12 protein-coding genes and 1 pseudogene are annotated in these 14,725 nt (G+C 62.3%); 9 read left to right on the forward strand and 4 right to left on the reverse strand.

The window, feature by feature from the left end:
* Window positions 1–4: 4 nt before the first annotated feature.
* Genes U0029_RS13455 through U0029_RS13495 form a run of 9 tightly spaced genes read left to right on the forward strand, consistent with a single transcriptional unit; the run spans window position 5 to window position 11,545 of the window.
* Window positions 5–2,713, forward strand: coding sequence for a putative virulence factor (locus U0029_RS13455; RefSeq protein ID WP_114852393.1), 2,709 nt, complete (start codon window positions 5–7; stop codon window positions 2,711–2,713).
* Between the two features lie 9 nt (window positions 2,714–2,722).
* Window positions 2,723–3,670, forward strand: a complete 948-nt coding sequence (locus U0029_RS13460; RefSeq protein WP_012416493.1) for a hypothetical protein — start codon at window positions 2,723–2,725, stop codon at window positions 3,668–3,670.
* A gap of 8 nt (window positions 3,671–3,678) precedes the next feature.
* Window positions 3,679–5,640 (forward strand): vWA domain-containing protein, encoded by a 1,962-nt coding sequence (locus tag U0029_RS13465; RefSeq protein WP_114852394.1) that lies wholly within the window; start codon window positions 3,679–3,681, stop codon window positions 5,638–5,640.
* 12 nt (window positions 5,641–5,652) lie between these two features.
* Window positions 5,653–6,339 carry an ABC transporter ATP-binding protein gene (locus tag U0029_RS13470; protein WP_114852395.1) on the forward strand — a complete coding sequence of 229 codons (687 nt, stop codon included), beginning with the start codon at window positions 5,653–5,655 and terminating at the stop codon, window positions 6,337–6,339.
* Window positions 6,336–7,535 carry an ABC transporter permease gene (locus tag U0029_RS13475; RefSeq protein ID WP_114852396.1) on the forward strand — a complete coding sequence of 400 codons (1,200 nt, stop codon included), beginning with the start codon at window positions 6,336–6,338 and terminating at the stop codon, window positions 7,533–7,535. The genes U0029_RS13470 and U0029_RS13475 overlap by 4 nt, the downstream gene beginning before the upstream one ends.
* Complete coding sequence (locus U0029_RS13480; protein ID WP_162790371.1) at window positions 7,525–9,090, forward strand: formylglycine-generating enzyme family protein; 1,566 nt, start codon at window positions 7,525–7,527, stop codon at window positions 9,088–9,090. The genes U0029_RS13475 and U0029_RS13480 overlap by 11 nt, the downstream gene beginning before the upstream one ends.
* A 17-nt stretch (window positions 9,091–9,107) precedes the next feature.
* Window positions 9,108–9,845 carry a hypothetical protein gene (locus tag U0029_RS13485; RefSeq protein WP_114852398.1) on the forward strand — a complete coding sequence of 246 codons (738 nt, stop codon included), beginning with the start codon at window positions 9,108–9,110 and terminating at the stop codon, window positions 9,843–9,845.
* On the forward strand, window positions 9,842–10,339 hold the full coding sequence (locus U0029_RS13490) for a hypothetical protein (RefSeq protein WP_012416487.1): 498 nt from the start codon (window positions 9,842–9,844) through the stop codon (window positions 10,337–10,339). Before U0029_RS13485 ends, U0029_RS13490 begins: the two co-directional genes overlap by 4 nt.
* A gap of 42 nt (window positions 10,340–10,381) precedes the next feature.
* Window positions 10,382–11,545: a VWA domain-containing protein gene (locus tag U0029_RS13495; RefSeq protein ID WP_114852399.1), complete on the forward strand. Its 1,164-nt coding sequence runs from the start codon at window positions 10,382–10,384 to the stop codon at window positions 11,543–11,545.
* Window positions 11,546–11,582: 37 nt separating this feature from the next.
* On the opposite strand, the gene U0029_RS13500 is transcribed toward U0029_RS13495, so the two are convergent.
* The 4 genes and pseudogenes from U0029_RS13500 to U0029_RS17295 all read right to left on the reverse strand — a co-directional run.
* Window positions 11,583–12,065 carry a YajQ family cyclic di-GMP-binding protein gene (locus U0029_RS13500; RefSeq protein ID WP_012416485.1) on the reverse strand — a complete coding sequence of 161 codons (483 nt, stop codon included), beginning with the start codon at window positions 12,063–12,065 and terminating at the stop codon, window positions 11,583–11,585.
* A gap of 56 nt (window positions 12,066–12,121) precedes the next feature.
* Window positions 12,122–12,787 carry a LysM peptidoglycan-binding domain-containing M23 family metallopeptidase gene (locus U0029_RS13505; protein ID WP_039052119.1) on the reverse strand — a complete coding sequence of 222 codons (666 nt, stop codon included), beginning with the start codon at window positions 12,785–12,787 and terminating at the stop codon, window positions 12,122–12,124.
* A gap of 162 nt (window positions 12,788–12,949) precedes the next feature.
* On the reverse strand, window positions 12,950–13,624 hold the full coding sequence (locus U0029_RS17290; RefSeq protein WP_370510843.1) for a methyl-accepting chemotaxis protein: 675 nt from the start codon (window positions 13,622–13,624) through the stop codon (window positions 12,950–12,952).
* Window positions 13,610–14,464: pseudogene (locus U0029_RS17295) on the reverse strand (PAS domain-containing protein); the annotation flags it as partial. The pseudogene U0029_RS17295 and the gene U0029_RS17290, both read right to left, overlap by 15 nt.
* Between the last annotated feature and the right edge of the window lie 261 nt (window positions 14,465–14,725).

Genomic DNA, 14,725 nt, shown 5'->3' on the forward strand with positions numbered 1-14,725 from the left:
CATCATGAATCAACAACAAGATCAACTGACGCGCCAATGGGGCGCCATTCTGGACAACGCGGGCAGGGCCATCGAATGGGTCGAGCAGGTGCGCGGCAACTCCAAACGCCTTAATAGCGAGGCCGACAGCCTGGTGCACGCCTTGCGTCAGACGCGCAACAAAAGCCGCAACCTGCAAAAAGCCGCCGGCACCCCCATGACCGTGGGTTTCTTCGGCGAGTCGCAGGCGGGCAAGTCCTTCCTGATTTCCGCCCTGGGCGCCAACGACCAGGGAAAGTTCGAAACCGTCTACGGCGGCCAGCGCGTCAATTTCATCGACCATATCAATCCACCCGGCAGCGGCAAGGAAGCGACGGGTCTGGTGACGCGATTCACCAATCAGGCGCGCACACCCGAAGATGCCGCCTTTCCGATCGAAGTCCGGCTGCTGGCGGAAATCGATCTGGCCAAGATTCTCTGCAACGCCTGGTTCAATGATTTCGATCAGAACAAGGTCGATTATCAGTTGAATGAGCAGCGGGTCAGCGAGATGCTCAACCGTTATGCCGGCCGCGCGCAGGCCACCCCACAAGAAGGTTTGAGCGCCGACGATGTCGTTTCGCTCTGGGACTACGCGCGCGCCGCCTTCGGCAAGGCCTTGCAGCCGCTTGAAAACGGCTATTGGCAAGAGGCCATGACACTCGCGCCGCGCCTGTCCACCGACGACCGTGCCCAATTCTTTTCGCTGCTTTGGGGCGCGCTGCCTGAATTGACTCAGGTTTACGCCGATTTCGCGGCCAGCCTGCGCAAGCTGAAAAACGCCAGCACGGCCTTCCTGCCTCTGTCGGCGCTGACGACCACGGTGGATGGCCGCCTGCAATATGGCCGCGACAGTATCATGTCGGTCGACGCGCTGGTGCGCCAGGGTTCGGCGCAAGACAACATCGTCACCGTCCGGCCCGAAGTGAGCGGCAAGCTGGCCGCGCCCACCGATGTGCGCGTCTCGCATCTGGCGGCGCTCACGGTCGAATTGGTTTTTCCTTCGGTCGAGCCCAAGCGCGTGGCCAGCATCGAAGCCGTCGATCTGCTGGACTTCCCCGGCTACCGCGGACGCTATAAGGCCAGCCGGCTCTCTGACATCTCGGCGGACGAGAATCCGGTGGCGCAACTCTTCCTGCGCGGCAAGGTCGCCTATTTGTTCGAAAGCTATACCGACACACAGGCCATGAATGGCCTGGTGCTGTGCACGCACGAACAAAGCAACGTGAGCGACATCGCCAACGTGCTGGAGCGCTGGGTGGACCGCACCCAAGGCGAAACACCGCAATCTCGGGGCCAGCGCGCCTGCGGCCTGTTCTGGGCCATCACCAAATTCGACATGCGTCTGCAAAACATGCTGCGCCTGGATGGCGACTCGCAAATCGTCGAAGGCTGGTATGGCATGGTTCAGGGAACCATGGAAGAGCGCTACGGCCACCTGGGCTTCATGAAAACCTGGAGCGAAACCGCTTTCAATAATGTCTATCTGGTGCGCAAACCCCTGATCGAAGGCTCTTTCATCAAGATCCGGGGCGGGCTCGAAGAGATCGACCCTGACAAGCGCGAAGGACTGGCGCGTCTGGGCCAAGCCTTCATCAGCCACGACTCGGTGGCGCGCCGCGTGGCGGACCCGCAGCGGGCCTGGGAAGCGGTGCTCAAGGAGAACGACGGCGGCATGAGCCGTCTGGCTGATGGTATCGCCGGCATTGCCGACCTGGAGTTCAAGCTTAGCCGACTGCGCCAGCAGCACACTGAAGAACTACAGCGCGAAGGCGGCATCCTGGCCCGCCTGGCGCAATATCATAAAGACATCGATGGCGACGATGTCGCGCTAAAAAAACAGCGTGGCCAGTTTCTGGCGCAAGCGCTTTACGGTGTGCGCAAGGCCATTCCCGAGCTGATGCACGCCATGGAGCTGATGCACGCCATGGAGCTGCCGCGCGAAGACCTGCGCGATCTGTACTTGAACGGCTTGCACCGCCAACCGCAGGCTGACGAGTCGGGCGACCAGGCCGCTACGCAAGACACCCCCGATGTCAATCCTTTCGCCTCGGTCGAGGACAACCCCTTCGCCACGGTTGACAGCAATCCTTTCGCGCAAAGCGCAGAAGCGCCAGCGGCCAAGCCGGTCAAGGCGGCCCTCAAGACCGCCGACCATCTTTACGCGGAAGCGGTCTTCCAGCGGTGGATCGCCCACCTGCGCGATCTGCCGGAGCGCAAGCGCCTGATCGACAGCCTCTTTATCAAGAAAGAAGTTGTCGAGACGCTGGTCGATGAGCTCATTACGGCGGCCAACCGCCTGGATTTACAGGGCAGCCTGGCAGCCAGCCTGACCGGCCGCCAGGACAGCAGCTCCACGCGCGAGCAGCTAGTCATGCGTCAGGTGTTGCGCGCACAACTTATACTGAACGACTTCATCGCCTGGCTAGGCTATCTGACCATGCCACTCGAAGAGCGGCCAGTCAGCATCGCCAACAAGCAACGGCTTTTCGCCCGCACCACCCGTCTGGATGCCACTGACCTCCCGCAGCTCGACGAGCAGCCGGCCGACACCAATACCGAATATGCCGGCTATTGGCTGACCGGCCTGATGAATGTGGTGCAAGGCAATGCGGGCCATATGGCCGGCAGTGAAATCTCTATCGAACAAAACCAGGCTCTGGGCGGCATCCTTCAGGGATTCCGCCAGACGTAGTCGAACATCATGGCAAATATTCTTCTCAAGGCGGTCGCTCCTGGCCGCGCAGAACTGCGCATCTCTCCCTGGGAGACCGATGCCTCGCAGATCGAACTCTCGGTGCGCCGCAACGCCGATACCCCCTATCTGGATATCGCGAGCCGCGGCTGGGTCAGCGACGAACAATGGATCTCTCTGCAAGGCGCCAGCGTCCAGGGCCAGACCCTGATCATGCCGGTGGGCCCGGATTTCGTGGACACCCTGCTGGCCGGCACGCAAGGCCAAAGCTGCCGCGGCTATACCCGCGTAGCGGGCGGTGAAGCAACGCGGCACAGTTTCCGCTGCGATGCTGACGTGCTGCCCAGCAGCGCAGCAGGCGCTGCGCCGAAGATAGGCGGCAGTAGCGCCATCAGCGCTGCGGCTGCGCCCAAACCCGCCGACCCTCCCGTCATGCAAAACGATCCGCCGATTGCAGCATCCGGATTGCCCGACGACTATCTCAAGCCCAAGCGCCAGCGCCTGGTGCCCATCCTGCTGACGATGCTGCTTGTGGCGCTGCTTGGCGCATTGGCCTATTACTTCTTGAATCAGGCCCGCAAACCGGCCGAAACGGTGGTCACACCGCCGCAGGCCACGCAAGCCTGCTCGGTTGCCGCCCTGCCTGGCGCTGACACCATGAGTTTTGTGCAAAGCTGCATCCGTGACGTCAAGGAAGCGGACGCCCTCCTTGCTGTGATTCACGCTGCCCGCGACGCTGGCCAATGCGATATCGCCCAGCGCCTATACGCCAACCGCGCCAATGCCGGCGACATCACCGTCGCGCTGGCCTACGCCCAGGAATACGACCCGGCCAGCGCCAAGAGCGCCTGCTTCAAGCCCGAGGCCGCCACCGCCCGTTACTGGTATGAGTCCGTGCTGGAAAAACAAGCCGACCAGCCCGACGCGCTCGCCAAACTGCAAGCACTGCCCAAGTGATCCCTGCCATGCCTCACGTCCCGCCGTTAAAGACCGCCGCCCTGCTGCTCTTGCTCGGGTTGAGTTCCGCGCACGCGGCCTCGCCCCTGCTCCAGGAAGGCAAGAAGACGCTATACCAGCGCGTGCTGACCACGCCCGGCTGCCAACTGCACGCCAAGCCCGGCGCGGCCGGCGTGCCCCAGCCCGCCTTCAGCCGCTTCTATGTCTACGCCCGGCAGGACGCGGATGGCGGCAAATGGCTACAGGTCGGCCCCGACTCTTATGGCAAGACCACCGGCTGGCTGAACCAGGCCTGCACGGTGGACTGGAAGATGCAGTTGTCACTGGCCTTCACCAACCCCGCCGGCCGCGACCGCACCCTCTTCTTCCAGGAACGCGACAAGCTTGACGCCGTGCTCAACGCCGTCGATCCGGTCGAGAAGATTGCGCCGGTGCGCCATCAGCTCAAATCTCAGGGTAAGGCTGCCGGCATTGTGGCCCAGGAACCCGAGCTCTTCGTGGACATGCAAAAGCACTTCTATCTGCTGCCCATCCTGAGCGGCGAAGAGGTCATGACCGAGCAGGGCTTTCGCACCCGTGTGCTGAATGTCGCTTCGGTCAGCAAGGACGCGACCACTGCGCCGGCCTCGGGCGACACCTCATCGGCCGAGCAGCGCAGTAATCAGATCAAGGAATTCTCGGCGGCCGTTGTATTCGTGGTGGACTCCAGCATCTCGATGGACCCCTATATCGAGCGTACCCGCGAGGCCGTGCGGCGGGTCTATTCGCAGATCGAGCAAGAAAAGCTGGGCGACCGCGTCAAGTTCGGTCTGGTCGCCTTCCGCTCCAACGTCAAGGCAGTGCCGGGCCTGGAATATGTCAGCCGGGTCTATGCGGATCCCAATACCGTCAAAGACGGCGCGGACTTTCTGTCCAAGGTGTCAGACCTGAAACAGGCTTCGGTGTCCAGCAGCCTGTTCGACGAGGATGCCTATGCAGGCGTCACGGAGGCCATCAACAAGGTGGACTGGCGCAACTTCGGCGCGCGCTACATCGTGCTGATTACAGACGCCGGCGCCATCGACGGCGGCAACAAACTGTCCTCGACCGGGCTGGACGCCAGCCAGGTGCGGCTGGAAGCAGGCAAGCCAGGGGTGGCGATTTACACGCTGCATCTGAAAACCGCGGCCGGCAAGAACAACCATGCCCACGCAGAGTCGCAATACCGCAACCTCTCCACCTACGGCAACACCAACCTTTCGCTGTACTACCCGGTCAACGCCGGTGACGTGAATGAGTACGGCAAAAAAGTGGACATGCTGGCTGCCGCCATCACGCAGCAGGTCAAGTCCGCCTACCAGGGAGAGGATGCCGTGGGCAGCGCAGCCAATGCCAGCGACCCGGGGCGCAAACCCGCCAACGCCGACGACAAGATGCGCGATGACGCGGCCTTGATCGGCAATGCAATGAAGCTTGCCTATCTGGGCGAAAAAATCGGCGCCCAGGCCCCCCCGGTGTTTCAGGCCTGGATCAGTGACCGCGACCTCATCAAGCAAAATATCCCGACCACCGACGTCAGAGTCCTGCTGACCAAGGGCCAGTTGAGCGATCTGAACGACGTCATGCGTAAGATCGTGGATGCCGCCAACCAGGGTCTGATCTCGTCTTCCGACATGTTCCAGCAATTGCGCTCGGTGGCTGCCGCCATGGGCGCTGACCCCAACCAGCTCAAGCAATCCAAGCTGTCGGACATGGGCTTTATGGCCGAGTATCTCGAAGGCCTGCCCTATCAGAGCGAGGTCCTCAACCTGGACGAAGACAGCTGGAAGAGCATGGACGGCCTGGCGCAGGAGAAATTCATCCGCACGCTCAGCACCAAGTTGCGCCACTATCAGATCTACAACGCCGATGCCGATCGTTGGGTCGCGCTGGCCAAGGATAGCGACCAGCGCGACTATGTCTATCCCGTGCCGCTGGAAATGATGCCGTGAGGCCGGACTGATATGTTGCAGATCGAAGATCTGCGGCTGATTCGCGGCCCTGCCTTCGAAGTACGGCTTGCCACGCTCGAACTGGCCCCGGGCGAAGTCATCGCCGTGGTCGGCAGCAGCGGCTGCGGCAAGAGCACCCTGCTCGAAGGCCTAGGCCTGTTGCTGGCCCCGGCGACCATCGGCCGCTACATCCTGGACGGCACGAGAGATGTCGCCGCCATGATGCGGCGCGACGATGAGCGCGGACTGGCCGCCTTGCGGGCGGCGCGCATCGGCTTCGTGCTGCAATCGGGCGGCCTGCTGCCCTATCTGTCTGCCGGAGAAAACATCGCCCTGCCACGCCGACTACAGGGCATGCCGGACGCTGACGCGCACACCACGCAGGCCATCGAACAACTGGGCCTGAGCGCCCTGCTCGGCCAACGGCCTGCCGCGCTATCGCTCGGCGAACGCCAGCGCGTGGCCGTAGTGCGAGCCATGGCGCACGGCCCCGGCCTGCTATTGGCCGACGAGCCCACCTCGGCGCTCGACCCCGACAATTCGCGCCGCCTCTTCGGTCTGTTCATCGACCTGGCCCGCCGTTGCCGCATGGTAACGGTGGTGGTCACCCACGATTGGGCGCTGGTGCAAGAATTCGGCCTGCGCCATCTGAAGGCCTATTCACGCGCCGGGGTGACCGAGTTCGAGGAAGCCGTATGAAACTCGGCCAGATCGCCCGCCTGGCCGGTGCGGACCTGCGTCATGACCGCCTGGTGTCCCTGTGTATGGTGGCCTCGCTGGTGGCCGTCATCGCGCCCTTGTTGCTCCTATTCGGTCTGAAACACGGCGTGATCAGCACCATGCGCGATCAATTGTTGAATGACCCGCACAACCTCGAGATCCGTCTGCTCAATAGCGGCAGCTACGATCAGACCTGGGTTGACGCCCTGGCGCAACATCCCCAAGCCGGCTTCGTCATCGGCCTGACCCGCTCGCTGAACACCCAGGCAGATCTGTTGCGCTCCGGCGCGCAGTTTCTGGAGAATGCCGACGTGCTGCCCACCGCCAGCGGCGACCCCTTGATGGCAGGCCTGCGCGCACCGGCAGCCGGCGCAGTCGTGCTGAGCGCACAGGCCGCCACACGGCTGGGCGCCAACCCGGGCGATACGCTGCGCATGCGAGTGAGCCGCCGCCTCGAAGGCCGGGACCAGCGGGCCATGGTGCCGCTGATCGTCCATGCCGTGCTGGCGCCGTCGGCCTATCCCCGTCCGGCCGCCTTTGTCCAGCCCGAGCTCTTGCGCGATATGGAGTGGTATCGCGACGGTTATGCCGCCCTGGGCGCCGAAGATGGCCAGCCCCTGGATCTTGCCCGCCAACGCTTCGCCAAGGCGCGTGTCTACGCGCGCGACATCGACGCCGTCGAGGCGCTGGAACGTCACCTCAACGATATGCGCATCGAAACCACCAGCCGCCTGGCCGAGATAGACAAGGTAAAGGCCATTGACCACCTGCTGTCCACGGTGTTCGGCGTCATCGCCGGCACGGGCGTGCTGGGCTGCCTGGCCTCTCTCGCTGGGGCTTTTCTGGCCAACATCAGGCGCAAGCGGCGCGACATCGCCGTGTTGCGCCTGATCGGCCTAGAAGGCCGCCAGGTGAACCTCTACATCGTGATCCAGGCCCTGATCCTGACGGCTATCGCCTTCGTGCTGGGCCTGGGTGTTTATTTTGCAGGCAGCGCCATTTTTAACCACCTGCTCGGCCTGAGCCAGGACACCCAGAGCTTTATCTGCCGCATTACGCCGCAGCATGCCCTGATCGCCCTGACCATCACCCTGGCCGTGGCGCTGCTGGTATCGCAACTGGGCGCGCTCAGCGCGCGCCGTATTCAACCTGCGGAGAGTCTGCGTGAAATCTAAAGCGGCTTTGTTGCTTATTCTGTCGGCCTTCGCGGGTGCGGCCGGTGCGGCCCCAAAGTGGGAAGAACGCTATTACAACCCCAAGCCGGCCAAGGATGACGTCGTGCTGCCCCTGCCTTGCGAGGGCGCGCTGGTGTTTCGCAAGATTGTCGTGCCGGCTGCGGGTCCGCTAGACGACCTGCCTATCAACGTGGGACAAGAGAGCGAAAACTTCGCCTTCCTCGAACAACGGCGTATTGCCCATATTGCCGGCAGCTTCACCGAACAGGGAAGCAAGGCGCGCTACTACCTGATGGCCAAGTACGAGCTGACGCAACAACAGTATCAGGCGCTCCAGACACTGACCGGCGAGGCCGCCAAGAGCTGCCCCACGCCGTCTCGCAATGGCATGCTGCCCCTAAGCGACATTGGCTGGTTCGATGCGGCGCAGCTAGCGCACCTATACAACATCTGGTTGCGTAAACAACAAAAAAATGTCCTGCCCAAAGAGGATGGGGTCAGCGGCTTTGTGCGACTGCCTACGGAAATCGAGTGGGAGTTCGCCGCACGCGGCGGGATCAATGTCGACGCTGCCGCATTCGCCGAGGCCCGCTATCCCATGCCGGAAGGCATCGTCGATCATGAATGGTATGCCGGCGCGCAATCGGCCAATGGCAAGGCGCAGCCGGTGGGATTGCTCAAACCCAATCCGCTCGGTCTGCACGACATACTTGGCAACGTGGCCGAAATGACCCAGGACGCCTTCCGCTTGAACAAGCTGGACCGTCAGCACGGCGGCACCGGCGCCTATGTCATACGGGGAGGCGACTTCCGTAAAGCGGAGGACGGCATCCGTTCGGCCGCACGGCGCGAAGGCAGTTATTACAACGAGGACGGCGAGCAAAAAGAGAAAACCGTCGGACTGCGCTGGGTAATCGCTGCGCCCGAACTGACTTCACGCGACCGCATACAGCAACTGGAAACTGGATGGAAAGCGCTGGGCAGCGGCCAGGTCTCCAACGACCCCTCGGGCAAAGGCAAAAGCGCCGTGCAAGAACTGGGCGACCTGGCGGGCAAAGTCGAAGACCGCAGGCTCAAGGAGCAGCTCAAAGACCTCGAAGGCAAGCTGCGCGCCAGCAATCAAAAGCAGGAAGAGGCCCGCGACCAGGCCATCCGCGCCAGCCTGAACCTGGGCGCCTTCCTGTGCACCAAGCTGCGGGATGACGGGCGCTATGTGGACTACGTGCAGAAAACCTATGACGATCTGTGCGCCGCCACCCCGGATGCCGCCGAATGCGCCAGCTACAAAACCAATCTGCAAAAGCGCCGCTACGAACTGGGCGAAACCACGCAGTACTACGCCAGCACCCTGGTGGATGCCTCCACCCTGTACGGCCAGGAAAACATTGCCCGGCAATTGCCCGTGATGGAAAAAATCCTTGAGCAAAACGAAAAACTGAAGGGCCTCACGCCCTATCTCAAGGTGTATTGGGGACACCAAAAGGGCTATCTGAAGTCCTGGAAGGTGGAAAAGGAAAAATGGCTGTCTGCCTGTGTGGCAACAGTCAAAAACTAAAGCAACAGGAGAAGCACATGCAAGTATTCAAACAGGGATGGCGGCGCGCCTCCATCGCCGCCCTGGTCGCTGCGACGCTGGCGATTTCGGGTTGTGCCAGCACGGGCAGCACCATGCTGGGCGGCACACAACTCGACCCCCGCCTAACCCAGGGCAATGATGCCGAATTTTTCAGCCGCTCGGGCTTTGAAGCCTGCGCGGGCGCGGCGGTCGCCGGGGTGGCGCTCTGCCTGCTGGCTGCCCCCTCCAAGCAGAAAGCCACCTGCGCCGTCGTGGCGGGCATCGCCGCCTGCGGTATCGCCATGGGCACCAACTATTATCTGGACTACCGCCGCAGCCAGTACAAGACCACGGGCGAGATGCTGGATGCCGTCACGCAGGACGTGGAAAAAGACACGCAAAAGCTCCAGCAGCGCTCGCAGACGCTGCAGGCCGTGATCGAGACAGACCGTCAGAAGATCGAGCAGCTACGCCTGGATGTCGCCCAGGGCAAGCTGGATCAGGCCAGCGCCCGCAAGCAACTGCGCAATGTCGACGCCGACATCGCACGCATCAAACAAGAGCAGGACAATATCGACAACAAGATCGCGGCCTACCGGGAAGCCGCCGCCAGCACTCAGGATGGCTCCAAGAAAGATCTGAAGAAGCTCGATACCCAAATCGAAAAACTCCAGGCCGAAGCGGCCAAGCTGCGCACCGCCATGGGCACGCTCAGCACGCAGCGCGACTCGCTGGACTGGGGCAAGATCGTATGAAACGGCTTACCCCCCTGCTGATGCTGGGCCTGGCCGGCTGCGCCTCGCTGCCGCCGGGCGCCTGCGATCCCGCCAACCGCGACGTGAGCGTCATCCGTAAAATGCAGTGCGATGGCTCGGGCAGCTACCGCCAGACGGTAGACCAGAAAGAGGCAAGGCTGTCTGCGGCACAGGAAGAAAACGCCCTGTTCCGCCTATCGCTCGACGCGCTGGAGGCGCAGCGCGCATCCTTGGGTCAATCGGTCCAGGAGCAGCAAAAAGCGCGTGATGCCGCCGTGGCCAGCACACGCCAGTTGCTGGATCAAGTGCGCCAGCGCGCTGGCGCCAATGACAAGCTCAAATTGCAACTGAGACTGGCCGAGAAAGACCTCGCGGCCTTGCAGGCCCAGCCGATCAAGGCCGGCGACGCCGACATCGCCGCCCGCCAACGCCAGGTGCAAGACCTGGAACAAATGGTCAAACGACTGCGCGCCAGCGTGCTGCAAGCCCCCTAGCCAACATCGCGCGGTTCGCCGCGCGCCAATCCTTTCCGCACCGTGCAACGTTTTCAGCGTGATCCTCTGCCCCAGGGCACTTCCACCGACGAGATGGCCCGCTTCTTCGAGGAGCGGGTTGCGGTTCTCGAACGCCATTTCCCACCCAGCGTCGCCCAGGTCTATGCCCTGCCGCGCCTGGGCAGCGACGCCTCTCTGGAGTGGTGGACGAGCCAGGAAGGCGCCGTCACCCCCTTTGCGTCGCTGAACGAAACGCAGCAAAAAGCCTTGCTGGCACGGCATGCTGAACACCAGGCCCAATTGCAAAGCCTGGCTCGATCGCTCGACGCGCGGGGCATGGCGCCGCAAGCCAATTTGGTGCGCAGCCTGCAAAGCCGGGCCGATCCGGCCAGCATGTTCAGCGTGGAAGGCCATCTGCTGCTCACGCAGGGAATGCCCGCGCCGGCCGCCGCGCCTCCAAGCCGGCGGCGCTGGCTATGGATTGCGCTGCCGCTGTTCTTACTGCTTTTGCTGCTGGCCCTGCTGTGCTGGTGGCTATGGATGCGTCCGGCCGTGCCGGTGCCCCCCGCGCAAACCGTCCCTCCCGAGCAGATCGCCCCCGAACCGGCGGCGCCCCCGGCCAAGGCCGAGCCTGACGACAAAAACTGGCCGACCGAACTGGTCATCGTGCTTGACACCTCGGCAGCCATGAATGAGCGGGCAGGCCAGGGTTCGCCAAGCCGGGCGGAACTTGCCAGCAGGGAAATCGAGCGGCTGAGCCAGGGCCTGCCATCCAAAACGACCGCACATCTGGTGCGCTATGGCGGCGGCGAATGCCGCGCGCCGACCTATCAGGGACCCTTCCCGGCCTCGGACCGCGGCCAAATGCTCTCGGCCGTCAAGCAATCCGACAATGGCGGCAAGGCCTCTCTCGGAGCCAGCCTGCGCCGGGCGGCCGAAGCCGTGGACGGCAAGAGCCGCGATGCCCTGATCTTCGTCTTTGCGGGCGGACCGGATCGTTGCGACGAAGACGTCTGCGCCGTGGCCCGAGAACTGCATGCCAAACAACCGCGTCTGCGCATCAACCAGGTCGATCTGACCGGCCAGAAGAATCTCGACCCCTGTGTGGCGCAGGAAACCCAGGGCAACGCCTACACCTGGGGCGACCACAAAGGTCAATCGGTAGACCTGTCGGCCGAAGCGAGAAAGCTGCTCGACGCGAAATAAAAGCGGGGCTCAAGCCTGCGCCGGACTGGGCGCAGGTTTAGTCGCGGAAGTTATCGAACTGCAGCGGCAGGTCCACTTCTGTCTTGCGCAGCAACTGCATCACCGCCTGCAGATCGTCGCGTTTCTTGCCGGTGATGCGCAGTTTTTCGCCGTTGATCTGGCTCTCGACCTTCAGCTTGCTCGCCTTGATGGCGGCGATCAGCTTCTTGGAGACCGCCTGCTCGATACCCTGCTTGATGGTGATCTTCTGACGCGCGCCACCCAGATTTTCGAGCGGGCTTTCCTCGTCCAGGCAGCGCACGTCTATGCCTCGCGCACCCAGCCGGCCGCGCAGAATGTCCAGCATCTGCTTGAGTTGAAAGGCGCTGGAGGCGACCTGGGTCACCACATAGCCTTCCAGCTCGAACTTGGCATCCGACCCCTTGAAATCGAAGCGGGTGGACAATTCGCGGTTGGCCTGATCGACCGCGTTGGTCAGTTCGTGCTTGTCAACTTCGGAAACGACATCAAAGCTCGGCATGAGGGTTCATCCTGAAAGAAGGGAAACGGCCGCAAGTTTAAGACGAATCTGCCTTCTCAGCGGCGCGGCAGCACACCCGTGGGGTTCACCGGCTTGCCATCGCGGCGCAACTCGAAATAAAGCTGATTGCTGCTGGCATCGCTATTGCCCATCTCGGCAATCTGCTGCCCCTGCTTGACACTCTGCCCCTGCTTGACCAGCAGTTTGCGGTTGTGCGCATAGATAGTGATGAAGTTATTGCCATGGCGCAAAATCACGAGATTGCCATAGCCGCGCAGACCATGGCTCGCATAGGCCACTGTGCCGGCGGCAGCAGCCAGCACAGGGGTGCCCGAGGCATTGGCGATAGTCAGGCCATTGGACGAGGTGCCGTTGTACGTCCGCGTGAGCTTGCCTTCGGCCGGCCAGATCAGCGTGATGCCGGTCACCGGCGCGCCGCGCGGGGCAGACGGCGGCGGCGAAGCTGCGCTGGACCGGGGTTTGCTGGCGACCGTACCCGAGGTGCCGCCGGGAGGCTGCACGCGCAGCAACTGCCCCTTCTCGATGCGATTGGCGCTGTTCAGTTTGTTCCAACGAACCAGGTCAGGCACGCTCTGGTTGTAGCGCCGTGCAATAGCGCTCAGCGTTTCGCCGGACTCCACCCGATGAAATCCCGGACTGACAGAAGATGATGCGCAGCCCGCCAGAACAGCGAGCAGGGCCGTGGCGAACAGCAGGCGCAGCGGCGAGAAGCGAGAGACAAAGGCGAGGAACAAAACGTCGGCGTTGGGAGATGGATGACCCGGCAAGCGTACCAAGAAATACGGCATAGGGGCCGCGGGCCTGAACCCCGCGCGCCCTTCGACACCGTCATCCTGACGAAGTTTTACAGTTTTTTCTGTCTTTCATGAAAGGCCGCCGCCTGATGCCGCGTGGGCAGGAGCGCGATCACACAAGGCCAGCAGGCCGGTCGCGGCCTGCTGGCCGTTATTGGCGCTGCCGAGGTCTTCGGTCACACCTTCTAGCTTGGCGGATTGTTCGAGCGACTCTTGCAGCACCGCGCTCATGATCTCGGTCACACGGCGCGATGACGCCACGATATCGGTCATCGTGCTGCCGGCTGACTGCACAAGCTCAGCGCCGCGCCCAATCTGCTCAACCGAGGTGTTAATGAGATGCTTGATTTCTTTGGCGGCTGAAGCGCTGCTCTGCGCCAGGCTGCGCACCTCGGCGGCCACCACGGCGAAACCCTTGCCATGCGTGCCAGCGCGCGCCGCTTCGACGGCCGCATTCAGGGCCAGGATATTGGTCTGGAAGGCGATACGGTCCATCACGCCGATGATGTCGGAAATTTTGCGCGAGCTGGCGGTGATGGTGTTCATCGTGGTGATGACGTTTTCCACCGTATTCCCGCCCTGTTCGGCCACCCGGCAGGCCTGCTGGGCGAGCTCATTGGCCTGCGAGGCGCGAACCGCATTCTCGCTCAGCCCCTGCACCGCCAGCCGCAAAGTTTGCGCGGCGGTGATGCGGCGCGTGATATCGGTGGCGTACTTCACGACCTTGAAGGGGCGCCCATCCACATCGAAAATCGGGTTATAGCTGGCCTCGATCCAGACGCTGCGCCCTCCCTTGCCGATGCGCAGATATTGGCCGGTTTGATGCTCGCCTGCCCCCAGCTTGCGCCAGAACTCGGCATAGGCGGGGCTGGAGCGCTCAGCGCGCTGCACGAACATACGGTGATGCTGACCTTCGATTTCATCGAGGCGATAGCCCATTGCCGCCAGAAACAGCTCATTGGCGTCGAGGATATTGCCGCACAGATCAAACTCGATGATGGCCTGCACCTTGCTGATAGCCTCCAACTGGCCTTGCGCATCCGAGCGGCGTATTTGCTCTTCGGTGATATCCGTGGCGTATTTGACGATCTTCAGCGCTTGCCCCTGAGCATCACAGATCGGGTTGTAACTGGCCTGCAAGTAGATATCGCCGCCATCCTTGGCGATGCGGCGGTAACGCCCCGAATCGGGCCTGCCCATCGCGAGCTTTTCCCAGAATCGCTGGTAGTCCGATGAAGCCCATTGCTTGGGATCGACAAACATGCGGTGATGCTCACCGATGATCTCGGCCAGCGTGTAGCCGAAGATATTCAGAAAATTGCCATTCGCCGTCAGCACAGTGCCATCGGGATCGAATTCGATGATGGCCTGCACCTTGTCCAGCGCCGCCAGTCTCGCGCGCTGTTCAGCGTGCTGAACTCCCAGCCATTTGCCTAAAGAAAAGCGCTGCATCATCGCCTCCTCCTTTGGGGTAGGACAAACACATCGGGTCAAGTGCTGCCGAGCGGGTCGGGATGTGCATAACCGAGACACAGAACATGGCGCGCCACCCGCATCCCTAAACCGGCCTCCTTCCCCTGGCATATCCGCCACTTATCGGCCCCTCAGCCAAAGCGCGACCTCGCCGTCCTGCCGGAAGGCGGACAGTGCTTTTTATATTTCTATACGTTTTACTATCCACACCATGAAACTATTGGATATATTTTGCCATAAATAATGGCAACAATACCGTTGATTTCACTAGGGGAAATCCGCAGGGCCGCAGGCGGCGCTCTCCTCTTGCTCAGCGCAGGATGACCGATTAATCGAAGCTTGGCCAGGGTCTCACACTTTCATGCAATATCA

Source organism: Bordetella avium (assembly GCF_034424645.1).
In the GTDB taxonomy this organism is placed as follows: domain Bacteria; phylum Pseudomonadota; class Gammaproteobacteria; order Burkholderiales; family Burkholderiaceae_B; genus Bordetella; species Bordetella avium.

Coding starts and splice junctions, on each gene's coding strand:
- U0029_RS13500 (WP_012416485.1), bottom strand. CDS start 12,065: ATGCCGAGCTTTGATGTCGTTTCCGAAGTTGACAAGCACGAACTGACC.
- U0029_RS13475 (WP_114852396.1), top strand. CDS start 6,336: ATGAAACTCGGCCAGATCGCCCGCCTGGCCGGTGCGGACCTGCGTCAT.
- U0029_RS13470 (WP_114852395.1), top strand. CDS start 5,653: ATGTTGCAGATCGAAGATCTGCGGCTGATTCGCGGCCCTGCCTTCGAA.
- U0029_RS13465 (WP_114852394.1), top strand. CDS start 3,679: ATGCCTCACGTCCCGCCGTTAAAGACCGCCGCCCTGCTGCTCTTGCTC.
- U0029_RS13490 (WP_012416487.1), top strand. CDS start 9,842: ATGAAACGGCTTACCCCCCTGCTGATGCTGGGCCTGGCCGGCTGCGCC.
- U0029_RS13455 (WP_114852393.1), top strand. CDS start 5: ATGAATCAACAACAAGATCAACTGACGCGCCAATGGGGCGCCATTCTG.
- U0029_RS13485 (WP_114852398.1), top strand. CDS start 9,108: ATGCAAGTATTCAAACAGGGATGGCGGCGCGCCTCCATCGCCGCCCTG.
- U0029_RS13460 (WP_012416493.1), top strand. CDS start 2,723: ATGGCAAATATTCTTCTCAAGGCGGTCGCTCCTGGCCGCGCAGAACTG.